A 23004-nucleotide genomic window follows, 5' to 3' on the forward strand; every position below is an offset into this window, starting at 1 on the left:
CGGCGGTGGTGCTGGCCGAGATGACCGGGCAATCGGTGCCTGCTGCTCCGGCGGTGGCGGCGGCTGCACCGGTGGCACCGGCAGTCTCTGCAGCTGCGGCGGTGAGTGCCGGTGAACTCGATTGGGCGGCGGCTGCGAGTGCGGCCGGTATGCCGGAGAAGTTGTTCAGGCGGAGTGTGGAGGCGAAGGCGAAGGCGAAGGGGGTTGATCCGGCGGTGGTGCTGGCCGAGATGACCGGGCAATCGGTGCCTGCTGCTCCGGCGGTGGCGGCGGCTGCACCGGTGGCACCTGCAGTCTCTGCAGCTGCGGCGCCGTCTGCTGCCCCTGCTGCGGCCACGGCCACGATCCCCAAGGATGTCCGGCCCCAGCGCTTGCTCACCGTGGTCAAGGCCAGGGCAATCCAGCAGGTCAAGGCTGAGCCGAGCGACAAGGTCAGCACTTGGCCGCACTTGCTCCTCATCGAGTTTGTTGCCCTGCTGGCGGTAACGGCACTGCTAATCGTCATGTCGGTTGTGATTCAGGCGCCATTGCTGGAGGCGGCCAACGCCAACGTCACGCCCAATCCATCTAAAGCACCCTGGTATTTCCTCGGACTCCAGGAACTGTTGACCTACTTCGATCCCCAGATCGCCGGTGTGACCGTGCCGACGATCATCGGTTTGTTCGGCTTCATGGCTATCCCTTACCTCGACCGCAACCCGTCGAACAAGCCGGCGGATCGCAAGTTCGCCATCTTCATGTATACGTTCTTCATCATGGGCGCAGCAACACTGACGATCATCGGCACGTTGTTCCGCGGAAGGGGCTTCAACTTCACCTACCCGTGGACCGACGGCATCTTCTTCGATGACCTCAAAGACTGGATCAACTTCGAATGACGGCTACCCAGATTGTCCTGGTCGCGATCATCGCTGTGGCGGTGCTGGCCGCGTTGGCGGCCTTTTCGATCGCCTCTCGAAAGGCCGGTCCTGATTGGAGAGCGGGGATGGACGGGCGCGCTCTCCGGGAGGATCGATCCAGGGTGTTGGTGGCTGCCGCCCCAGCCGTGGTGGAGGCTGACGAGGAAGAAGCCAGGGCCGAAGTCGAGGCACCCGTCGAGCCGGCCGGCGTCCGCCCGGTTGAGGTGGCCCGAATCGAAGAAGTCTCGGCAGATGAGGCCGGCGTGACGAGGCGGCAGTTCTTCAACAGGGCGACTCTGGCACTCTTCGGAACGTTCTCGGTAGCAATGGGTGGCAGCATGCTTGCGTTCATTTGGCCCAACCTGAAAGGCGGATTCGGATCGGACATCGATGCCGGCCCCATCGACGAGATCCGCACCCAGGTCTTCCAGGCGGACGGTTCCATTACGCCGCTATTTCGGCCGGATGCACGGGCCTACATCGTTCCCATCACCGACGAGGAGCTGGCAGGCTCACAATTCGTCGACAAGAGCCTGGCGGCCGGTGGCTTCATGGCGTTGTTCCAACGTTGCGTGCATCTGGGGTGCCGGGTCCCCTGGTGCAACACATCGCAAGGTTTCGAATGCCCGTGCCATGGTTCGAAATACAACTACACCGGGGAGTACGAGGCTGGACCGGCGCCCCGCAACCTCGATCGCTTCGTGGTCGAACTGCAGAACGATCGGTTCATCATCAAGACCGGGCAGATCATCGAGTCGCCGCGGGCACCGGAGAAGTCGGTGTCGTATCCGCAGGGGCCTTCCTGCATCGCCATCGAGAGCGCGGGGTAGCACGTGTCGGGAAGCCTCATCATTGCCATCGTTTCGGCAGCCGTGATCTCATGGCTTGCCTACATCTTGTCGGTGACAATGAAGAAGCAAGAGAATCCCGACCCCGGTCCCAACCGCCGCCGGCCGCTCTCGGATGAGAATCTGGAGACGCGGCGACTCGACCGCTGGCTGGCAGCCGCGGTTGTCTTCTCGGGGTTCCTGGCCGTCTCACTCCCGTTCTACTTTCTCACCGAGCAGAACCGCCAGGAGAGCTTCGTCGACGCTTTCGACGAAGAAGCGGTCGCCCGCGGCTCGCACCTCGTTGCCGAGTTCGCCTGCGAGAGCTGCCACGGCCCCGGGTTCGTAGGTGGAGCAGCCTCCTACGTCGAGAAGCGGAGCGACATCTCCGTGAGCTGGGCGGCTCCCGCCCTCGATGACATCTTTTACCGTTACGAGGCCGATGAAGTGCGATTCTGGCTCGTATACGGCAGGGCCAATAGCCCGATGCCTGCCTGGGGCCTGGCGGGGAATGGCCCGATGAACGATCAGCAGATCGACGATCTCATCGCCTATCTCGCCTCAATCGAGATCAGCCAGGAAGAAGCTCTCTCCAAGGCAGACACCGGAGTCACCGTGGCATTGAATCGTCTCGCCAACGCCGAAACGACCGTCGAACAGTCGGTGGCCGAGCAGGAGACGCTGATCGCGGAAATCGAGGCCGCGCCCGAGTTGTTGACGGTGGCGGAGAGTTTCGAGCAGCGCGCAGTTGCTGCCCTCGAATCCGCCGACACGGGCCGCGATACCGATGGTGACGGTATTTCCGATGTCGCGGAGACCGAGATCGCGGCGGTCACCGTCGCGGCGGCCGAGGCAGGCCTGTCTTTCGGCGGCTCGACGGTCGCTCCGGTTCTGCTGGACCCGGGCAACCCGGAGTCGACCCTCGGTGTGCCCGACCTACAGGCTGCTCGCACTGCGGTCTCCTCCCTCTCCTCGTTGGCTACCAACCTCCGCACAACGGCCGAGAATCAAGGCCCGCTCCTGACCAGGGCGCAATCCGGCCTCGACTTCCTCGTCGCTGCCCGGGACAACCAGCTGTGGGCCGTCGATGTCGAGCAGATCGCCGCGGTTACCTTCGGTGGCAACCGCGACGATGCAGAGCGCGCCGTCGGTTTGTTCAACTCCTACTGTGCCCGCTGCCACACGGCCGGGTATTCCGCCGGGGTCGCCTACACGGAGGAGTCCGGATCGGGCGCGTTGGGCCCGGCGCTCTGGAACGGTCGGGCGAACGTGCAGTTCGAGTCGGCGGACGACATGGTCGATTTCATCGCCAACGGATCCGAACTCGGCAAGGCGTACGGTGTCAACGGAGTCGGCAGGGGATACATGCCTGGATTCGGGAAGGTCCTCACCCAGAGAGACCTCGAGCTGGTGGTTGAGTACCTGCGCGGCGAAACGCTACGGGGGTTCTGAGATGCGCGAACTGTTTCGCTCGATCCTGTCGGCCAACCTGACCTTCACGGGGATCGTTCTGACCGCCGCCTCGTTTGCGGTGTTCTTCGGCAGCGGGTACCTGCTTCTCTACACGAATCTTGGCAAACGTCTCGGGTTCCTGATCGCCGGCTCCGGTGTGTTTGGGTGGGCGACGATCAACAGCCTGCTATTCGTGCTCTATGCGCCCAGGGGGCCGCGACCTGCCGACTTCGAGGGCCTCAACGCCTGGGAGATCCGGTTGATCCCGATGACCTGGATGGTCGTATCGGCGATCCTGTTCGCCGGGTTCCTGGTGACGCTCAATCGACTCGAAGACGACGACGAGAACGTCGCGAGTAGCCCCTAGCGGGTTGCGCTGAGTTCGGTACCACCAACGCCCGGATTCACTGCTGTCCGGGTTCAGGTGTACTCGTCATCTGTCTGGCGAGCGCAACGGTGTAATCCGGAGCCAATTGCCAATTGCCAATTGCCAATTGCCAATAGCCAGCAGGCTCGCTACCCCCGGTCGTTGCGCACGTAGTAGCCCAGGATCTGCAGTTCGGTCGACAAATCGACCCGGCGCACGGCGGCGTTGTCCAGGTGGAGCACCGTCTGCGCGAAGTTCAAGATCGACCGGATGCCACAGTCCTCGAGTTGCTGTGCGACTTCCTGGGCAACCGCAGTCGGAGTAGTGATGATGCCGATCTCGACGTCATGCTCGGCGACGTCGGCTGCGAGGTGGCGGAGGTGGCGAACCTCGAGGTCGCCGATCCTGGTCCCGACTTTCTCGGGGTTTGTGTCGTAAAGCCCGACGATGTGGAACCGGGCTGCGCCGAAGTTGTCGTAGCTGGCCAGCGCAGCACCGAGATTGCCGATGCCGACGATCACGACACCGAAGTCCCGGGTGAGGCCTAGCGCCTCCCGGATCTGCTGACCCAGCACCGCGCTGTCGTATCCAACCCCCCGTACCCCGTGGGTGCCCAGGAACGACAGATCCTTTCGGACCTTGGCGGCGTTGACGTTGACTCGACTGGCCAGGATCTCAGATGAGATCGTTCCCATCCCTTCAGACTGGAGGGTCTCGAGTGCGTAGAGATAGAGGGGGAGTCGGGCGACCGATGCCGGCGGGATTGTGACTGACTTCACAAATCGAATTTACCCGCCTGAGGGCCAGATCCCGCAATTCACGGTCCCTCCGGGGGGCGGGTAGGCTCCCGCCCCTGATGACAGCTCCCGATGTGGTGGTCGTCGGCGGAGGGCCTGCTGGCTCTGCCGCCGCATTCTGGCTGGCGAGTGCCGGCCATTCTGTGACGCTGGTCGAGAAGAAGGCCTACCCCCGGGAGAAGACCTGCGGAGACGGGCTCACCCCGCGAGCGATCCTCCAGTTGCAGGAGCTCGGGTTCGATTTCGATGTTCCACAGTTCCACCGGGTTCACGGCTTGCGGTCGTATGCAGGAGACAATCTCAAACTCGAAATGGAATGGCCCGACCATTCGATCTATCCGAATTGGGGTGGGGTGATTCGCCGGGCCGATCTCGATCAACAGGTGGCGCTGCTGGTCGAGAAGCAGGGAGCGACGATCCGGCAGCAGGTCGAAGCTACGCCTGTGATCGAAGACGGCCGCCTGACCGGGGTGGAGCTCAATCACAACGGCGAGACCGAGGTGCTCAACCCGAAGGTGGTCGTAGTCGCCGACGGATCGTTGAGCCGGTTCGGGTGGAGCCTCGGGACGAGCCGGCGGCGCGACTACCCGCTCGGCCTGGCTGCCCGTGGCTACTTCTCGTCTCCTCGTTCGGACGATGGCTTCCTCGAGAGTCAGCTCGACATTCGGGATGAAACCGGGGCTGCAATGCCGGGGTACGGGTGGGTGTTTCCGCTCGGAGACGGCACCGTCAACGTCGGTGTTGGGCTGTTGTCGACCTTCAAACGCTGGAAGCATGTCAACACGAACGACATGATGGCGGCCTACGTTCGTTCGGCTCCCGACTACTGGGAGCTCTCGGAGGCGTCTCAGCTCACCAAGCCGCGGGGCGGCAAGCTGACGATGGCCCTCTCCGTTGGGCCACTGGCAGGGCCCAACTGGCTCGTCGCCGGCGACGCAGCCGGGGCCATCAACCCGTGGAACGGGGAAGGCATCTCCTATGCCTACGAGACGGGCCGGATCGCCGCCGACCACATTTCGGCTGCCCTGGCCGGCGACGACCTCTCCCTGCTGCAACGCTATCCGCAGTTTCTGCAGGACACCTACGGCGACTACTACAAGATGGCCCGAATCTTTGTGAAGGCGATCGGGCAGCCTTTGGTGATGCGGACGTTGACCCATACGGGATTGCGGTCCAAGCCTCTGATGGAATGGGTGCTCAAGGTGATGGCCAACTTGCTGGAGCCCGAGGAGAAATCGATCGGCGACCAGGCGTACCGCCTGCTCGAAGGAATCGTCAGGGCCGCCCCCCGCATTTGAAACGGTTTTCGGGCGACGGTGTTGTCATAGAGCGCAAATGCGGCGCGATCGATTGTGAATCAGGTGCGCTCGGCGCGACTCACCAGGTAGGCGCCTCCGATGGTGACTACGACACCTATCAGCTGGATCGGCTCGACGCGCTCTGCCAGCACCAGGAAGCCCAGGACCAGAGCGACGATCGGTACGAGGTATGCGACCACCGACCCGCGCGAGGCGCCGACGCGTCCGGCTAGGGCGAGCTGCGTCGCCCTAGCAACGCCGGTCCCTACGACGCCGAGGATGACTACTGCCAGCACGGGCACCCATTCGAATGATGAACGAGCGAGCCCGGTGAATCCGATCGGGATGAGCGCCACGGAGGCGACGGAAAGGGTGCGAAGCGTCACGGCCATCGCCCCGTAGCGTTGCTGGAGGGGCACTAGGAGGTTGTTGGCGACGCCGTAGCAAACGACTGCCGTCAGCACGTAGGCGATCCCAAGTGCCGAACCCACCTCGCCTCCGAGTGTCGGAATCGATAGGAGAACGATCCCGGAGAAGCCGACTGCCAGGCCGATGCGTTGGCGCATCCCCGGGAGCCTGCGCATCAACAGCGCAGCAACCGTGGCGGTGGCGATGGGGATGCCGCTGACCAGCATCCCGGCGACGGCCGAGGCGATCCGCTCTTCGGCCGCCGCGAACAGCCATGCCGGCGCCGCCTGTCCGACGACGCCGAGGAAGGCGATTCGACTCCAGTCGCCCCGGGCGACGGGGGAGCGGGACCTGGCGAACAGGGCCAGCGCGCCGGCACCCAGTGCGACTCTCCCGAAGGCGATCACCCCCGGCGTGAGCGATCGGAGTCCGAGGGCCATCCAGAGAAAGGCAGACCCGAAGACCAGACCGTTGAACGCCACCAGTGCCCAGTGCGAAGGAGTGAACGCCTCCCGATGGGTGCCCTCGGAGGTCGTGAAGATGGCGATTCGGGGCGGCTGCGTCATGATGAACCGTTTTCGCGCGGGGATCGCACCCTATACGGTTCGATTCCCGCGCGAGAACAGTTGCCGGGAGGGCCGACTCGTGACAGGCGACCCACCGGTAAGCGACTTACGGCCCCGTCTTTGGTTTTTGTGGTGCTACCCGAACCTCTAGTCTTGCGGCGGGAAAGAAGAGGAGCTCCGTTGGATCTGGCCGCATACGTGCCCGTGGCTTTCATGTTCCTGCTCGTGATGGCATTCGCCGCCGTCACCCTCGTTCTCTCTCGTCTCGTCTCTCCGAATCGCCCGACTCCCGAGAAGCTTGCCCCCTACGAGTGCGGCATCGTTCCAGAGGTTGAGCCGGTCCAGCGCTTTCCCGTCAAGTTCTATCTCGTTGCGATGCTCTTCGTCATCTTCGATATCGAGATCATCTTCCTCTTCGCCTGGGCTGTGAACTTCCGTGAGCTCGGCTGGTTCGGTGTCGCCTCCGTGGGGATTTTCACGCTGCTCGTCCTCGAGACCCTCGGCTACGTATGGAAACGCGGCGCGCTCGACTGGAACGTGCCCCGCCGCGCCCGCCAGGTATCCGTCGGGACCGTCGTCGACGAGGAAGCCGCCTGATGGCTCACCCGGCCAACCCACCCGGCTTCCTGCTCGCCAACCTCGACAAGGTGAGGCACTGGGCCCAGACCCGGTCGATGTTCACCGTCACCTTCGGTCTAGCCTGCTGCGCCATCGAGATGATGGCCACCGGGGCCGGCCACTACGATCTTGCCCGCTTCGGTATGGAGGTCTTCAGGGCGTCGCCACGACAGGCGGACCTCATGATCGTGGCCGGCCGGGTCTCACAGAAGATGGCGCCCGTACTTCGCCAGGTCTACGACCAGATGCCGGAGCCCAAATGGGTGATCTCGATGGGTGCGTGCGCCTCCACCGGCGGAATGTTCAACAACTACGCACTCGTGCAGGGCGTTGATCAGATAGTGCCAGTTGACATCTACATCCCCGGCTGCCCTCCCGGGCCGCAGTCGCTGATGCACGGGATTCTGACCTTGCACGACAAGATCATGAGCGGGGAGATCGCTCACTAATGACAGATGATCAGGCAATCGACGTGCAAGAAGAGAAAACTCCTTCCCGCACACTGCCCGACCAGGCGGTCCTACGGGCGATCGCCGAGCAGTTCGATGACATCGAATGGACCCTGTCGACCGGCCAGGATGTGTTCATGGTTCCCAAGGACCGGGTGCTGGACATCGTCCAGGCGGCGAAGGATGCCGGATTCGAGTTGCTGGCAGATCTGACGGTGACCGACTACTTCCGAGGCAGATCCCCCCGGTTCGAACTGGTCATCAACTTGTTGTCGATGCAGCACCAACTCCGACTCCGCCTCCGTGCCCCGGTCCCGGTCGAAAACGTGCATGTGCCATCGGTGGTTGGTGTATACCCGGGAGCGAACTTCTACGAACGTGAAGCATTCGATCTGTTCGGTCTGGTATTCGACGGCCATCCAGACCTGACCCGCATCCTGATGCCGGACGAGTGGGAGGGACATCCGTTGCGCAAGGACTTCGGGATGGGGTCCGTACCGGTGCAGTTCAAAGACTCTCATCAGGTGCAATGACATGACCGACCAAAAACGCAGAGACAAGCGCCACGTCGACGTCTGGTTGACCGGCACCGAAGAGCCCGATTGGCTCGTCGACTCAACCGACGAGGGTGCCCAGAAGATGGCGGCTCACGAGACCGCGGCTCGACTCCTCGATCAAGAGGGCCTGGTTGTAGGCGATGACCGGGTCCTGGACGAGGATGTTGCCCCCGAAGACGAGTTGATGATCATCAACATGGGCCCCCAGCATCCCTCGACGCACGGCGTGCTGCGCCTCAACATCGAACTCGAGGGCGAGATCATCCGTCGTTCCAAGCCGATCATCGGCTACCTGCACACCGGCATGGAGAAGACCGGCGAGGAGCTCACCTGGCTCCAGGGACCCACCAACGTCACCCGGATGGACTACCTCGCACCCTTCCACAACGAACTCGTCTTCTCGCTGGCCGTTGAGAAGTTGCTCGGGATCGACATCCCACCTCGCGCTCTGGCCATCCGTGTTCTGATGACCGAACTGAACCGGGTGTCGAGCCACCTGGTCGCTCTGGCGACCAACGGCATGGATATCGGGGCACTTTCGATGATGTTGTACGGGTTCAGGGACCGTGAGCGCATTCTCGCCTTCTTCGAGAAAACGACCGGCTTGCGCATGAACCACAACTACATCCGGCCGGGAGGCGTCGCCGCCGACCTTCCGCCCGACTGGCAGGAAGACATCGAGTTCATCCTCGACAAAGTCCCACCCCGGATGCTGGAGTACGAAGATCTCCTCAAAGCCAACCCGATCTGGATGGGGCGCACCATCGGTGTCGGAGTCATCACGCTCGAGGAGTGCCTCGCTTACTCCGTGACCGGTCCGACCCTCCGGGCCGCCGGGAGCGATTGGGATCTGCGCAAGGCTTTCCCCTATTCCGGTATCGAGAACTATCACTTCGAGGTACCGGTCGGCGAGCGAGGAGACGTCTACGACCGCTATCGGGTCCGGGTCGAGGAGATCTGGCAGTCGCTCTCGATCGTCAAGCAGGCGGCGGAATCAATGCCGGAAGGCGACTACAAGACCGACGATCGCAAGGTGGCGCCGCCACCGCGAGCTCGCATCGACGAGTCGATGGAAGCCCTGATTCACCATTTCAAGATCTACACCGAGGGATTCCAGGTTCCCGAGGGTGAGGCGTACGTGGCGATCGAGTCACCCCGGGGAGAACTCGGTGCCTACCTCGTCTCTGATGGTGGATCCCGGCCCCTACGGATGCATATGCGGACACCATCGTTCGCCAATCTGCAAGGCCTTCCGGTGATGATGGCCGATTCGCTCATCGCCGACACCGTTGCCACGATCGCCTCGCTCGATCCCGTCCTGGGAGATGTGGACCGGTGAAGACTTCTCGCTTCGCTCGCAGCCGTGAATTGACCTCCGTTCCTGAGAGGGTCTCATGAGCTGGCCGGCCGAGACCATCGCCCGGGCAAACGACATCATTGCTCGCTATCCGGAGAAGCGGTCGGCCGTCATGCCGCTGCTGTACATAGCAATGAGAGAAGAAGGCCGGCTCACCGATGAGGGAATGCGCCATGTGGCCGAGCTGACCGGTTTGACTCCCGCCCAGGTTCAGTCCGTCGCCTCCTTTTACGTCATGTACAAGACGGAGTCGCAGGGAAAGTACCTGGTCTCAGTCTGCAGTTCTATCTCGTGCTTCCTACTCGGCGCCGATGAGGTTCTGCACGCCGTCGAGGAAGCAGCCGGAATTCCGGCCGGCGAGGCCGACGACGAAATCGGCGTCGAGCACGCCGAGTGCATCGGTGCTTGCGGTGGCGCTCCCGCCTGTCTCGTCAACTATGAACTGGTCGAAGGGGTCACGCCGGCAAAGGCCAAAGAGATGATCGAATGGCTCCGCAATGCCAAGCCGGAGGTCATCAACGCCGATGAGCTGCAGACCCTGTTCGGCGGCAGGCGCAGCTTTGACTGGGCGATCAAGGAAGACAACGGAGCGATCGGCCCATATCCGGCGTTCCCCCCGTTTGGCACTGCAGCTCATAACACGCCGGCCCTGGAGCCGGGACGACTCGCACCGAGTGGCTCGCGACCTGCCACCTCCGAAGGGGGCGCTTCGTGAACCAGACCCTCGTTCTGTTCAAGCGCATGACCGAGCACCCGGCCGATTCACACACGATCGACCGCTACCTGGAGACGGGTGGGTACGAGCAAGCCCGGGTCGCCCTCGGCCGGACCCGCGACGAGCTCGTCGAACTGGTCAAGAGCTCCGGGCTGATTGGACGCGGTGGTGCCGGGTTCTCCGCCGGAATGAAGTGGTCGTTCCTTGCTCCTGCTCGTCCTGCGTATCTAGTGGTCAACGGTGATGAGTCCGAGCCGGGCACGTTCAAGGACCGTCAGCTGCTCGAGCGTGACCCGCACCAGATGGTCGAAGGCATGATCATCGCGGCGGTTGCCAACGAGGTGCACGAAGCGTTCGTCTACATCCGGGGTGAGTACCCCAAGCCGGCTCGCCGTGTCCAGCAAGCCGTAGCCGACGCCTACGAACGCGGGTTCCTGGGCCGGGATGTCATGGGCACCGGCTATCACCTCGACATAACCGTCCACCTCGGGGCCGGCGCCTACATCTGTGGCGAAGAGACGGCGTTACTCAACAGCCTCGAGGGCCGCCGCGGTGAACCACGACTGAAGCCACCGTTCTTCCCGGCCGCCAAGGGTCTCTACATGCTGCCGACGATCGTCAACAACGTCGAGACGATCTCGAATCTCCCCCACATCGTGGAGCGAGGGATCGATTGGTATCGCGGGCTAGGACACGATGTCGACACCGGGACTTTCCTCTTCTCGGTCTCCGGTCACGTGCAGAAGCCCGGCAACTACGAGTTGCCGCACGGGATGACCTGGCGAAAGCTGATCTACGACGTCGCCGGCGGGATCCGGAACGACAACGAGCTCAAAGCCTGGGTTCCCGGCGGTGCTTCGGCTCCGTGGTTTGTTCCCTCCGAACATCTCGATCTCGAGATCACGAAGTCGGTCACCGATTCGAGCGGGTCCATGCTCGGCTCCGGTGCGGTCATTGTGATGGACGAAACCACGGATATGGTGGCGGCGGCCGAGCGCCTCGTGCGGTTTTTCGCTGAGGAGTCCTGCGGCCAGTGCACTCCGTGCCGCGAGGGCACCACCTGGCTCGACATGATCCTCCGGCGCATGCTCGACGGGGGCGGCCGGGCCGTCGATCTCGATCTGCTGTACGACGTATCGGACAATATCTCGGTCGGCGTCGGCTGGCCCCCCAAGCAGACGACCATTTGCCCGCTTGGCCCTTCGGCCGTCAGCGCCGTCAAGTCTCTGCTCGAGTACTTCCGTCCCGAAGCCGAAGCGCACATCGCCAGAGCGAACCGTGTTCCGGTCACGATCAAGGGGTTCGGGCAATGACCGAAATGGTCACGATCAATGTCGACGGCGAGGACCGCCGGGTCCCGGCCGGGGAGACGCTCATACAGGCGTGTCTCGACACGGGCTCGTACGTGCCGCATTTCTGTTACCACCCCCGGATGGAACCGGTTGGCATGTGCCGCCAGTGCATGGTCGAAGTGGAAACCCCGCGCGGAACCATGCTGGTGCCGTCGTGCACGATGTCGGTCAACGATGGCTTGGTGGTCCACACCAAGTCGGAGACGGTCAAGAAAGTGCAGGAGGGCATGCTCGAGTTCCTCCTCATCAATCATCCGCTCGATTGTCCCGTCTGTGACCGCGGCGGCGAATGCCCACTCCAGGACCAGACCATGGCCTGCGGTCCAGGGGAGAGTCGGTTCGTCGAGGAGAAGCGTCACTACGAGAAGCCCATCCCGATCTCCGATCTCGTCTTCCTGGACCGGGAGCGCTGCATTCTCTGTGCCAGGTGCGTGCGGTTCAGCGAAGAGATTTCGGGTGATCCGCTCATCGAGTTCATGGATCGAGGCGCCAACAATCAGATTCAGACGTTCCCGGACGAACCTTTCTCCTCGTACTTCTCCGGCAACACCGTGCAGATCTGCCCGGTCGGAGCGCTAACGGCAGCCCCCTACCGCTTCCGGGCGCGTCCTTGGGACCTCCAGAAAGCAGCCAGTACGTGCACGCACTGCACCACCGGTTGTGACATCTCGGTCGACTCCTCACAGAATCAGGTACTTCGCTTCAACGGGGTCGACAACGACTTCACCAATCACGGTTGGCTGAGCGACAAGTGCCGCTTCGGGTTCGAGTTCCTCGGCTCTGATCGGCGGGTTACCACCCCGCTCATCAAGGGCGAAGATGGTGAGCATCGGGTCGCGTCCTGGAGCGAGGCACTCGATCTCGTCGCAGGGCGCCTCTCGGCCATCATCGAACGCGACGGCGGAGGATCAGTGGCCGCTCTCGGGGGCGCCCGTGGCACGAATGAGGACGCGTATGCCCTCTCGAAGTTCATGCGAACCGCGGTCGGTTCCAACCATGTCGACGCCCAGATGGACGACGGCCTCGATCCACAGTTCCTAGCCGCCGTGGCCGGGCGCGGCCGGATCAACGATCTGGAATCTGCCAAGGCGATCTTGCTCTGGGGCCCCGACCTCAAGGAGGAGAACGGTACGTTGTACCTTCGCGTGCGGCGGGCCGCCCAGACGCTCGGAGCAAGGCTGATCGTGGTCCACCCTCGACGCACCGGCCTCGACGACCGGGCCGCCTTCAAGTTCACCTACCGGCCCGGTGCGGGAGCGGAAACCTTGCGCAAGCTCGTGGCGGGTGAGGGCGAGTTCGCGGCGGCGCGAGAAGCGCTCAATGAGGGACCGGTCGTGGCTCTGGTCGGTCGGACCGGATACACAGAAGATCCGCGTCTCGCCGAAGCGGTGGCGGCCTTCGCCCGCGATCTCCCGGATTCGTCCGTGCTGGTGCTGGCCAGGCGATCAAACGTGTTCGGGGCCCTCGACATGGGTCTGGCGCCGACGCTGTTGCCGGGACGCGTCTCGGCAGACGACGAATCCGGACGGGCGTTGCTGGCTTCGGTATGGGGCGAGTTGCCGGATGCGGTGGGCCGTCGGGCGAAGGGCATTCTGCAGGGGGTTCGCGATGGAGCCATTAAGGCCCTCCTGTTGATGGGCGCCGACCCCGTTCGCGATGTTCCCGACGGTGCACTTGCCTCGGCCGCACTCGGCGAGGCGGAGTTCATCGTTGCCATCGATCTGTTCGTCACAGATTCCTCAGCCCTCGCCGATGTGATCCTTCCGGCTGCCGCCTTCACCGAGAAGGACGGCTCCGTCACCAACCTCGAAGGCCGGGTGCAGAAGGTCAATCAGGTCGTCGCACCCCCAGGACAAGCGCGGGCAGATTGGTCGATCCTCGACGACCTGGCCCGCCGGTTGGGCAAACCGCTCGGGTTCGGCTCGGTGGAGATCGTCGCCAAGGAAATGGCGGCGGCCGCTCCTGCCTATGCGGGCGTCGAGTGGGATGACCTCGAGACCGAAGCCGGCGTCGTGGTGCCTACCGGCGATGCAACACAGCCGCTCCACTACGTGCCGGTCGCCGGCTGGTCCGCCGGTGGCGGGGACAGCTCCACCGCCGAAGCCAGGGGTAGCGGGGCAAACGCGTTCGCGCTCCACTACGCCCGGACCCTCTACGACGATGGCGTATTGATGCGTAGAGGTCTATCGCTCCACAAGCTAGCCCCGGGTGGCTTCGCAGCCATCACCTCCGGTGACGCCCGACGCCTCGGTGTTGATGAAGGCGACATGGTGACGGTCAACGAAGTGCCTCTACCGCTGCGCATCGACGACTCGCTGCTCGACGGGGTGGTGTACGTTCCGTTCAACCAGCCCGGTATTGCTCCGCTGGGGGATTCGCCGGAGGTCTCGGTGTTGCCGTTCACCCAAGCGGAGGGGGGCTCTGTCGCTCCCCCTCTTGGGGGGAGTACCGGCGGAGACGAAGGGTCCGACGGGGAGGGGGGCTCCTAGATGGACTTCTGGGATTACGCCATCATCGCCGTCCGGGTGATCCTCGCCTTTGCCATTCCGCTGGTGGCGGTCGTCTTCCTGGTGTGGGGAGAACGCAAGATCAACGCCGACATGACCAACCGAATTGGCCCGGACCGGGCCGGTCCGTGGGGGATTCTCCAGACGGTGGCGGACGGGTTGAAGCTGTTCTTCAAAGAACAGGTCACGCCTCGCAAGGTCGAGTTCCTCATGTATGCGGCGGCTCCCGTCATCGCCCTCGTCCCTGCCTTCATGACTTTCCTCATCATCCCGTGGGGTCAGGGATTCACCTTCGAGATCGGTGGAAAGGTACGCGAATTCGCCTTCGTCGGAGCCGACCTCAACGTGGGGGTCCTGTTCTTCCTCGCCATGTCCTCGGTAGCCGTCTATGCGGTAATCCTGGCCGGATGGTCGTCCGGCTCGAAATACCCGCTGCTGGGTGGTGTCCGTGGCACGGCGCAGGCCATCTCCTATGAAGCCGCCATGGGACTCGCCATGGTGGCGGTTGTGTTGTTTGCATCCACGACGTCGAGCGAGGGTGGCACGTTGTCTCTCGTCGAACTCGTCGAGCGACAGCGAGGGACCTGGGACGAAGTCGTGACCCTCCCCGGCGGACTCGCCTGGTTCGAGAACGTCCTGGGGTTGATCCCCCGGTGGAACATCCTGCCGCAGTTCATTGCGTTCGTGATCTTCATGATTGCCGCGGTTGCTGAGACCAATCGGGCTCCCTTCGACCTGGTCGAGGCCGAGCAGGAACTGGTCGGTGGGTTCCACACGGAGTACTCGGGGTTCCGCTTCGCGATGTTCTTCCTGGCCGAGTACACGAACATGTTCAACATGTCGGCGATAGCCGTTGTGCTGTTCTTTGGTGGTTGGGACGGGCCGACGTTCGATAGATGGCTGCCGGGCTTCTTCGTGACGATGCTGCCGCTGTTCTGGTTTCTGCTGAAAACGGCGGCGGTCTTGTTCGTCTATATCTGGATCCGGGCGACCTGGCCGCGGTTGCGGTACGACCAGTTGATGACGCTCGGCTGGAAGCGATTGATCCCGGCGGCGCTCGTCTGGCTCATCGCGTCCACAATCGTGGTATCGATTCGCCAGTTCGGCTGGCCATGGGCTTGAGAGGAGGTGACCGATGGGAATCCTGAATGACTTTGCCAAGGGCCTCAGGGTCACCTTGCGCCAGATCTGGGGCGAACGGGTCACTGCTGAGTATCCGAAGGACATGCGTGAGAAGCCCCAGCGTTTCCACGGGCGGCACGTGCTGAACCGCTATCCGGACGGCATGGAGAAATGCATCGGCTGCGAACTGTGTGCAGGCGCCTGTCCTGCCCACTGCATCTATGTGCGCGGAGCCGACAACCCGATCGAGGCGCCCGTATCTCCCGGGGAGCGGTTCGGGTTCGTGTACGAGATCAACATGCTCCGTTGCATCTTCTGCGCCTTGTGCGTCGAAGCCTGCCCTACCGAGGCCATCACGATGACGCATCTGTTCGAGATGTCGACCACCAATCGCGAGGATGCCATCTACACCAAGCGGGAACTGCTGGTGGAACCCGACGGCACGCCCAACCACATGTTCCCGGACGACCCGCTCGCAGACGTCGAAGAACTTCGCAAAGCGGACGGCTGGATGCGGGCGGTGGCTCCCGGCGGTCGCGCTGCCTATGAAGGTCTCACGCCCTGGAGTGAATCAGCGGGGGTCGGTGTTCGCCCCTCCGAACCGGGCCAGGACCCTCTGCGGCCGATCGCGGCGGACCTGCCTGATTTCCTGGCGATCGCTCCCCCCGATGGGGGGAGTACCGACGGGCCCGAAGGGTCCGGCGGGGAGGGGGGCACGATCGCTCCCCCCGATGGGGGGAGTACCGACGGGCCCGAAGGGTCCGGCGGGGAGGGGGGCTTCTTGCCGGAGGAGGAGTCCTGATGGTGGAGTTGATCCTCTTTGTCATCCTGGGGGCGGTTGCCATTTTCGGCGCTCTGTCGGTCGTCTTCGCCAAGAACCCGGTTTACGGGGCGATGGGTCTGATGCTGACGCTGTTTTCACTGGCCGTGTTCTACGTGATGCACCTGGCGCACCTCGTTGCCGCGGTGCAGATAATCGTCTACGCAGGTGCGGTGATGACGCTCTTCCTCTTCGTCATCATGCTGATCGGGGTCGACAGGGACGAGGATACGAGCGAGAAACTGCCGATGCAGCGGCAACTCGTATCTGGACTGGGCCTGGTTGTCGTTCTGATCGCAGGCGTAGCGGTCGTCGGCGGTCGGTTCGACTGGGTGCGGCCGGCCACCTCCACAATCGAGGTCAACGGGACCGTGCAAGAGGCCGGCCTGGCACTGTTCACCGATTGGATATTGCCGTTTGAGGCGACCTCGCTGCTATTGATCATCGCCGCCGCCGGGGCCATCGCGCTGGCCTACTACGGGCCGCGCCGCCGCGATCGAGAGGATGCGTGATGGAAGTCACTGCCGGCTGGTATATGTCGCTTGCGGCCCTCTTGTTCATCATCGGGGCAGGCGGCATGCTGATCAGGCGCAATGCGCTGATGATGTTCATGTCCATCGAGTTGATGCTGAACTCGGTCAACCTCACGTTCGTGGCTGCAGGGAAGGAACTCGGTTCCCTCGACGGACAGCTGGCCGTATTCTTCGTCCTGGTCGTGGCGGCCGCCGAAGTCGTAGTAGGCCTGGCGATCATCGTCTCGGTGTTCCAGCACCGGTCGAGCGCCTCTGCCGATGAACTCTCGGATCTGAGGGGATAGCAATGGGCCGCTTCGCTTCGCTCTCGATTACCAGATACCGGGTACCGGGTACCAAGTATTCGGCAGGTGCCGAATGACCGATTTCATCTGGCTCATTCTCGCCTTGCCGGCCGCCGGGGCCGTACTACTGCACTTCTTTGGGAAACGGCTCGGTGAGCCTGCGGCCGGTTGGATCGCTTCGCTGTTCGTGTCGGCCGCGTTCGTCTATGCAGTCGTGGCCGCCGTGCCGTTCTTTCAGGGAACCGGCCACCCCGAATCGGTGGTGCTGTGGTCGTGGATGCCGGCCATCGGCGCCGAGTTCGCCATCCGGTGGGATCCGCTCTCATCCCTGATGACCTTGGTGGTTACAGGAGTCGGAGCGCTCATTCATTTCTACGCCATCGGCTACATGCACGGCGACCCGCGTTTCTCCCGGTTCTTCACCTATATGAACCTGTTCGCCACCGGGATGCTCACCCTCGTTCTGGCAGACAACTTCGCCATGCTGTTCCTCGGTTGGGAAGCCGTCGGACTCTGCTCGTACCTGTTGATCTCGTTCTGGTACACCAAGCCGTCGGCGGCCGCAGCCGGCAAGAAGGCGTTCATCGTCAACCGCATCGGTGACTTCGGCTTCATGATCGCGCTCATGATCATCCTCACGCAGTTCGGGACGCTCTCGTTTGATGTCCTCGACGACCCGCACCTCGGACTGACGACGGGTCTGGCTACGGCAGTTGGCCTGTTGATGCTGGTCGGTGCCGCAGGGAAATCGGCGCAGATTCCTCTCTATGTGTGGCTCCCTGACGCGATGGAAGGCCCGACCCCCGTTTCTGCACTCATCCATGCCGCCACGATGGTCACCGCCGGCGTGTACCTCGTGGCCCGCAACGCGGCGATCTACGAGATGGCACCGATCGCGGCCACGACCGTCGCCACGGTCGGGGCGCTGACCGCCCTGTGGGCGGCGACGATTGCCATCGCCCAGAAAGACATCAAAGCGGTCCTTGCCTATTCGACCGTCTCACAGCTCGGCTACATGTTCATCGGTGTCGGGAGCACCGCCTACGTGGCAGGCATGTTCCATTTCATGACCCACGCTTTCTTCAAGGCATTGCTCTTCCTCGGTGCCGGATCGGTGATCCACGCCATGTCCGACGAACAGAACATGGACAAGATGGGCGGTCTCGCCAAGCACATGCCGGTCACCGCCACCACGATGGGCATCGCCACATTGGCGATCGCAGGGGTTCCGCCGCTGGCCGGCTTCTGGTCGAAGGATGAGATCCTCGGTTCGGCCTTCAACCAGGGCGGCTGGATGGTGGTGCTGTGGGGGATCGGACTGCTGACCGCCGGCATCACCGCCTTCTACATGACCCGTCAGTTCGTGATGGTCTTCCTGGGCAAGCCGCGGTGGGACGATGGAGTCCGTCCGCACGAGTCTCCGAAGACGATGACGGTCCCGCTGATGGCGCTGGCCGCACTGACCGTGGGCGGCGGATTCCTCAACACTCCTTTCCGGACCGGTCTGGAGCGCTACCTCGAGCCGAGTTTCGAAACTGTGGAAGGCGCCATTCACATGGCCCACCCTGCCGAGGGATCAACAGCCTGGATTCTGGCCGGGGTGGCCGTGCTGGCCGGGTTGGTGGGGATCTTCCTCGCCTACCGGCTCTATGCCGGTCCCGAAGAGCGGCGGGAGCGAGTGTTGCAGCGGTTCGCCCGCCCGATCTTCACCTGGGAGAACGCCTACTGGGTCGACCGCTTCTACGGCAAGACGATCGTGCTGCCCGGCAAGGCGGTAGCCGGGTGGGCTGCGTTCAAGTTCGATCTCGGCTTCATCGACGGGATGGTCAACGGGGTCGCCGGTCTGGTCAAGCGGTTCGGCACGATCGTCCGTCCACTGCAGACCGGCTTCGTTCGCAACTATGGCGTCATGCTCGCCGCCGGTTCGGTCGGCCTACTCGTCTGGTTCTTGAGTAGGGGCGGGTTGTGATGGTTCTCGACCAGTCGCGAGTCGCGCGTCCGGCTATTCGCGCAGGGAGGTGCAACTGATGACCTTCCCCATCCTCGCCTCCCTCATCCTCACTCCGGTGGCTGCCGCGCTGGTGGTGGCGCTGGTTCCCAACCGCCGGTCGGAACTGCACCTTCCGCTGGGAATCACGCTCTCGATGATCCCGCTTGCCCTGGCCGGGTGGCTGTTCTTCGCCTTCGAAAAGGGTGTGGCCGGCTATCAGTACACCCAGCAGGCCTGGTGGTACGAGCCGTGGGGGATGTCGTGGCATGTTGGCGTGGACGGCATTTCGCTGGCCCTGGTGGCTTTGACCGCCCTGCTGGTGCCGATCTCACTGACCGCTTCCACCTCCATCGTCGACCGCACGAAGCTGTTCGTGGTCTTCATGCTGATATTGGAGGCGGGCCTGATCGGAGTGTTCCTGGCGCTCGACATGATCCTCTTCTTCCTGTTCTTCGAGGTCGTGCTGGTTCCGATGTACTTCATCATCGGCGTCTGGGGTGGCGAGCGACGCATCTACGCCGCCTACAAGTTCTTCTTGTACACCGCCCTCGGGTCTGCACTGATGCTGGCCGGGATCATCGCACTGGCCTTCTTCCATCGAGATCAAGCCGGGCTGCTCAGTTTTGACTACCAGGAACTGCTGAACCTCCAACTCAGCGACAACGCTCAGTTGTGGCTCTTCGGCGCGTTCGGCCTGGCGTTTGCCATCAAGGTGCCCATCTTCCCGCTGCATACGTGGCTTCCTGATGCCCACGTCGAAGCGCCGACCGCCGGCTCGGTCATGCTGGCCGGCGTTCTGCTGAAACTCGGCACCTACGGTTTCATCCGGTTCAATCTGGGGCTGTTTCCGCAAGCCACAGTTGACCTGGTGCCCGTCATGGCAACACTGGCGGTCATCGGCATCCTGTACGGCGCCTATGTCGCCATCGTCCAGCCGGATCTGAAGAAACTGGTTGCGTATTCGTCGGTCAGCCACCTCGGGTTCATCGTGCTCGGCACGTTCGCGCTGACGCAGGCGGCCGTCGAGGGAGCCGTCATCCAGATGGTCAACCACGGCATCACCACCGGCGTTCTGTTCCTCATGGTCGGCATGATCTACGAGCGGCGCCATACGAAGAAGATCGAGGACTTCGGTGGGATCTGGCAGGTCGCCCCGTGGTTCTCGGGTGTCTTCCTCTTCACGGCCTTCGCCTCGATCGGACTGCCCGGGCTCAACGGCTTCGTGGGTGAGTTCATGGTGCTGATGGGCAGTTATGCAACGCTTCCCGTAGCCGCCATCCTCGGTGCCTTCGGGGTGGTGCTGGCCGCCATCTACTTGCTGTGGGCCTATGAACGGGTGTTCACCGGTCCGATCACGATCGAGGAAAATCGTGAGGTGGCAGACCTCAACGTCCGCGAGGTGAGCTTGCTGGCCCCGCTCGTTGCCCTCATGCTGGTCCTCGGGCTCTACCCGAACATCATCCTGGACAGGGTGTCCCCGTCTGTCGAAGCAGTGCTCGACCGGATAGAAGCGACGACGACCTACGTGGTCCCCGAACCCGGACCGCTGTTCGAGGTGCTGGGAGGAGGCCAGGGTGAGTGAGTTCTTCCCGATCATCGCGCAGATCGATTCGACCGCGTTCAACATCTCGTATCTGGCGATCGCACCCGAGCTGATTCTGGCTGCAGGGGCGGCGCTCATCCTCATGATCGACGTGTTCTACAAGCCACGTTCGGCCGTGCATGCCGGTCTCGTGTTCTCGACGCTGATCCTGGCGACTGCTTCTGCGATTCTGCTGTACGACCGCGTGCAGGACGGTGCGACCACCCACTTCTCGGGAATGATCGTTGCAGACGAGTTCGCCGTGCTCGGCATCTTCATCCTGCTGGCGGTGACTGCTCTGGGACTGCTCGTCGCCTGGCCGATGGTGGAGGAACTCGGGCGGCGCGGCTCCGAAACCGTGGCGCTGGTTCTACTGTCGGCAGCCGGGTTCATGTTCATGGTGTCCGGTGCCCACCTGATGATGATCTTCCTCGGGTTGGAGATCGGATCGATCTCGCTCTACATCCTGGCCGGGATCACCCGCGACAGCATTCGATCCGATGAAGCAGCCCTCAAGTACTTCCTGCTGGGATCTTTCGCCTCGGCGATCTTCGTCTACGGCGTCGCCCTTGCTTTTGCAGGGACGGGGGAGTTGTCGTTGAGCGGCATAGCCGAGCAGTTGCCCGCCACCGCGGTCGTGCTGAGGCCGGGTGTGGTGCTGGCCGCGATCGCGCTGATCATCACGGGACTGCTGTTCAAGGTGACCGCCGCCCCGTTCCATTCGTGGGCGCCGGACGTGTATCAAGGTTCACCGGCCGGAATCGTCGGTTACATGGCGACTGCCGCCAAGGTTGCCGGCTTCGGAGCGTTGGTGAGAATCCTGTATGTGAGCTTCGCGTCGTTCTCTGATGACTGGGGTCCTGCCCTGGCGGCGGTGGCCGCTGTCTCGATCGTGCTCGGCACGGTGATGGCGATCATGCAGACGGATATGCGCCGCCTGCTGGCCTACTCAGGTGTCGCTCATGCCGGATTCATCATCACCGGCATTGTTGGCGGGAATCTCCAGGCCGTCTGGTTCTATCTGGCTGTGTACGTGATCCAGTTGATTGCTGCCTTCGCCGTGGTGTCGGTGATGGCAGGACCGACCGGCTCCGTGTCTCCACTGGACGACTACAAGGGTCTCGGCAGACGCTCGCCTTATCTGGCCGGTGCTTTGACGGTGATGCTGCTGGCGTTGTCCGGGATGCCGGCGACGTCCGGTTTCATCGGCAAACTCGGTGTCTTCACTTCGGCGTGGAGCGGCGGCTACGAGTGGCTGGTCATCACCGCCCTCGTGGCCTCGGTGGCCGGGTTCTTCTTCTACATCCGGATCATGGTGCTCATGTATATGGAGGAGCCGGTTCTTGCCGAAGCTCCGGGGGCCGACGTGGCGAAGCCGGTTGTTTCCCCGAATGTTGAGGTGGTCCTGGCCATCGCGATCGCCATCACCATCTTCTTGGGTGTGTATCCGACCCCGCTGCTGAACTTCCTCGGGTAGGCAGGAACCCTTCCCGGACTCGTGGTAGACCGGTGCCGATCTAGGCAGCGAGCGTCCAGCCAGTTTCGAGCCGGTAGAGGTACCGATCGGTCAGGTGGTTCAGCACCCGGCGGGCCGAACGAAAACGGGCGGCGATATCGCCGACCACCGGCAGCGAACCACTATCCAAGGCGGCGGCGTTGTACCAGTCGGAACCCAACGACTCCATGGCCTCCAGACCGTACGACATGACGCTTCGATCGCACAGCGCCAGCATTTCGTCTGAGGCCTTGCCGACGGTTCGCCCGAGTTGTACGGCATCGACCGGTCGCAGCGGGTTGGTGCCGGTGTGGTCTGGGAATACACCCGTGCGGAAAAGGCTCAGATCACCCAGGCGGCGCAAGAGGACCGTCCGATCGTCCGGGAGCGCCTCCTCGAGCCAGAGAGCCATACCCAGCAAGTCGAAGGGACCGGCCGGTACCGGGGGCGATTCCGGCAGCGCGAACGAGGACAGCAGTGCAGCGAGGTAGGACGTCCGTCCGGGGTCCTGGACGAACTCGAGCAGCGGCGCAACGTCGAAGACCGGCATCCTCGATCCCGGCCCTATCCATTCATCGACATAGGTTGCTTCCCGAAGATCGTCGGCCGTTTTGTGGATCAGAACCGAGAACAGCAGGAACGGCGAAACGACGTCGGCCGGATGAGCGTGACGGTCGAGGACCTTCTCGAACACGTCCGGACGGGCCAACAGCTCGTGGATCTGCCACGGCCGGCGGCGCAGCTCGGTGGCGAGGTCGCCGGGATCCGTTCCGACGATGGCGGCCAGCGTTCCTAGATCTCGCTCGGTCAGATCATCCAGATATGAGGTCATTCTCGTCTCCGGGCGTTGTCCTCTGGGGTTGATGCCGACGTGGTTTCAGTTTCACCTTCTACTCGTTGTCTATCGGCATCGAAGTGGAGCGGGTTGAATGGTTGTCAACCGATGCAGGGGCAGGCGAAGTCCTTCGGAGAACCTGATCGTGGATGACTCTGTCTCAACGGATCGGTC

General features: G+C 63.1%; 21 protein-coding genes and 1 pseudogene. 19 read left to right on the forward strand and 3 right to left on the reverse strand.

Annotated features, from left to right (window positions below):
- Positions 1 to 5: 5 nt before the first annotated feature.
- The 4 genes from P1T08_11675 to P1T08_11690 are packed head-to-tail and all read left to right on the forward strand — an operon-like array spanning position 6 to position 3545.
- Positions 6 to 878, forward strand: a complete 873-nt coding sequence (locus tag P1T08_11675; protein MDF1596729.1) for a hypothetical protein — start codon at positions 6 to 8, stop codon at positions 876 to 878.
- Positions 875 to 1729 (forward strand): ubiquinol-cytochrome c reductase iron-sulfur subunit, encoded by an 855-nt coding sequence (locus P1T08_11680; protein MDF1596730.1) that lies wholly within the window; start codon positions 875 to 877, stop codon positions 1727 to 1729. The genes P1T08_11675 and P1T08_11680 overlap by 4 nt, the downstream gene beginning before the upstream one ends.
- 3 nt (positions 1730 to 1732) lie before the next feature.
- Complete coding sequence (locus P1T08_11685; GenBank protein ID MDF1596731.1) at positions 1733 to 3178, forward strand: c-type cytochrome; 1446 nt, start codon at positions 1733 to 1735, stop codon at positions 3176 to 3178.
- A 1-nt stretch (position 3179) separates the two neighbouring features.
- A complete protein-coding gene (locus P1T08_11690; GenBank protein MDF1596732.1) occupies positions 3180 to 3545 on the forward strand; it encodes a sugar transferase in 366 nt (121 codons plus the stop codon).
- Between the two features lie 149 nt (positions 3546 to 3694).
- On the opposite strand, the gene P1T08_11695 is transcribed toward P1T08_11690, so the two are convergent.
- Positions 3695 to 4324 (reverse strand): redox-sensing transcriptional repressor Rex, encoded by a 630-nt coding sequence (locus P1T08_11695; protein MDF1596733.1) that lies wholly within the window; start codon positions 4322 to 4324, stop codon positions 3695 to 3697.
- A 77-nt stretch (positions 4325 to 4401) separates the two neighbouring features.
- On the opposite strand from P1T08_11695, the gene P1T08_11700 reads away from it, so the two are divergent.
- Entirely contained in the window at positions 4402 to 5640 is a 1239-nt protein-coding gene (locus P1T08_11700) for a geranylgeranyl reductase family protein (protein MDF1596734.1), read from the forward strand.
- 59 nt (positions 5641 to 5699) lie between these two features.
- Here P1T08_11700 and P1T08_11705 read toward each other — a convergent pair whose 3' ends face one another.
- Positions 5700 to 6614, reverse strand: a complete 915-nt coding sequence (locus P1T08_11705; protein MDF1596735.1) for a DMT family transporter — start codon at positions 6612 to 6614, stop codon at positions 5700 to 5702.
- 180 nt (positions 6615 to 6794) lie between these two features.
- On the opposite strand from P1T08_11705, the gene P1T08_11710 reads away from it, so the two are divergent.
- From P1T08_11710 to P1T08_11775, 14 genes and pseudogenes are all read left to right on the forward strand, one after another.
- Positions 6795 to 7211: an NADH-quinone oxidoreductase subunit A gene (locus P1T08_11710; GenBank protein ID MDF1596736.1), complete on the forward strand. Its 417-nt coding sequence runs from the start codon at positions 6795 to 6797 to the stop codon at positions 7209 to 7211.
- Positions 7211 to 7672 (forward strand): annotated as a pseudogene (locus P1T08_11715) (NADH-quinone oxidoreductase subunit B). The gene P1T08_11710 and the pseudogene P1T08_11715 overlap by 1 nt, the downstream one beginning before the upstream one ends.
- 8 nt (positions 7673 to 7680) lie before the next feature.
- Entirely contained in the window at positions 7681 to 8214 is a 534-nt protein-coding gene (locus P1T08_11720; protein MDF1596737.1) for an NADH-quinone oxidoreductase subunit C, read from the forward strand.
- Between the two features lies 1 nt (position 8215).
- On the forward strand, positions 8216 to 9577 hold the full coding sequence (nuoD, locus tag P1T08_11725) for an NADH dehydrogenase (quinone) subunit D (GenBank protein ID MDF1596738.1): 1362 nt from the start codon (positions 8216 to 8218) through the stop codon (positions 9575 to 9577).
- Between the two features lie 55 nt (positions 9578 to 9632).
- Positions 9633 to 10310 carry an NAD(P)H-dependent oxidoreductase subunit E gene (locus tag P1T08_11730; protein MDF1596739.1) on the forward strand — a complete coding sequence of 226 codons (678 nt, stop codon included), beginning with the start codon at positions 9633 to 9635 and terminating at the stop codon, positions 10308 to 10310.
- Positions 10307 to 11623 (forward strand): NADH-quinone oxidoreductase subunit NuoF, encoded by a 1317-nt coding sequence (nuoF, locus tag P1T08_11735; GenBank protein ID MDF1596740.1) that lies wholly within the window; start codon positions 10307 to 10309, stop codon positions 11621 to 11623. The genes P1T08_11730 and nuoF overlap by 4 nt, the downstream gene beginning before the upstream one ends.
- Positions 11620 to 14151, forward strand: coding sequence for an NADH-quinone oxidoreductase subunit NuoG (gene nuoG, locus P1T08_11740; GenBank protein MDF1596741.1), 2532 nt, complete (start codon positions 11620 to 11622; stop codon positions 14149 to 14151). The genes nuoF and nuoG overlap by 4 nt, the downstream gene beginning before the upstream one ends.
- A complete protein-coding gene (gene nuoH, locus P1T08_11745; GenBank protein ID MDF1596742.1) occupies positions 14152 to 15291 on the forward strand; it encodes an NADH-quinone oxidoreductase subunit NuoH in 1140 nt (379 codons plus the stop codon).
- A gap of 13 nt (positions 15292 to 15304) precedes the next feature.
- On the forward strand, positions 15305 to 16093 hold the full coding sequence (gene nuoI, locus P1T08_11750; GenBank protein MDF1596743.1) for an NADH-quinone oxidoreductase subunit NuoI: 789 nt from the start codon (positions 15305 to 15307) through the stop codon (positions 16091 to 16093).
- Entirely contained in the window at positions 16093 to 16623 is a 531-nt protein-coding gene (locus P1T08_11755; GenBank protein MDF1596744.1) for an NADH-quinone oxidoreductase subunit J, read from the forward strand. Before nuoI ends, P1T08_11755 begins: the two co-directional genes overlap by 1 nt.
- Positions 16623 to 16928, forward strand: a complete 306-nt coding sequence (nuoK, locus tag P1T08_11760; GenBank protein ID MDF1596745.1) for an NADH-quinone oxidoreductase subunit NuoK — start codon at positions 16623 to 16625, stop codon at positions 16926 to 16928. The genes P1T08_11755 and nuoK overlap by 1 nt, the downstream gene beginning before the upstream one ends.
- Before the next feature lie 73 nt (positions 16929 to 17001).
- Entirely contained in the window at positions 17002 to 18897 is a 1896-nt protein-coding gene (nuoL, locus tag P1T08_11765) for an NADH-quinone oxidoreductase subunit L (protein ID MDF1596746.1), read from the forward strand.
- Positions 18898 to 18955: 58 nt separating this feature from the next.
- Positions 18956 to 20500 (forward strand): NADH-quinone oxidoreductase subunit M, encoded by a 1545-nt coding sequence (locus tag P1T08_11770; protein MDF1596747.1) that lies wholly within the window; start codon positions 18956 to 18958, stop codon positions 20498 to 20500.
- Positions 20493 to 21977, forward strand: coding sequence for an NADH-quinone oxidoreductase subunit N (locus tag P1T08_11775; protein ID MDF1596748.1), 1485 nt, complete (start codon positions 20493 to 20495; stop codon positions 21975 to 21977). The genes P1T08_11770 and P1T08_11775 overlap by 8 nt, the downstream gene beginning before the upstream one ends.
- Before the next feature lie 40 nt (positions 21978 to 22017).
- On the opposite strand, the gene P1T08_11780 is transcribed toward P1T08_11775, so the two are convergent.
- Entirely contained in the window at positions 22018 to 22827 is an 810-nt protein-coding gene (locus tag P1T08_11780) for a hypothetical protein (protein ID MDF1596749.1), read from the reverse strand.
- Between the last annotated feature and the right edge of the window lie 177 nt (positions 22828 to 23004).

Source organism: Acidimicrobiia bacterium, assembly GCA_029210695.1.
In the GTDB taxonomy this organism is placed as follows: domain Bacteria; phylum Actinomycetota; class Acidimicrobiia; order Spongiisociales; family JAHEDJ01; genus JAHEDJ01.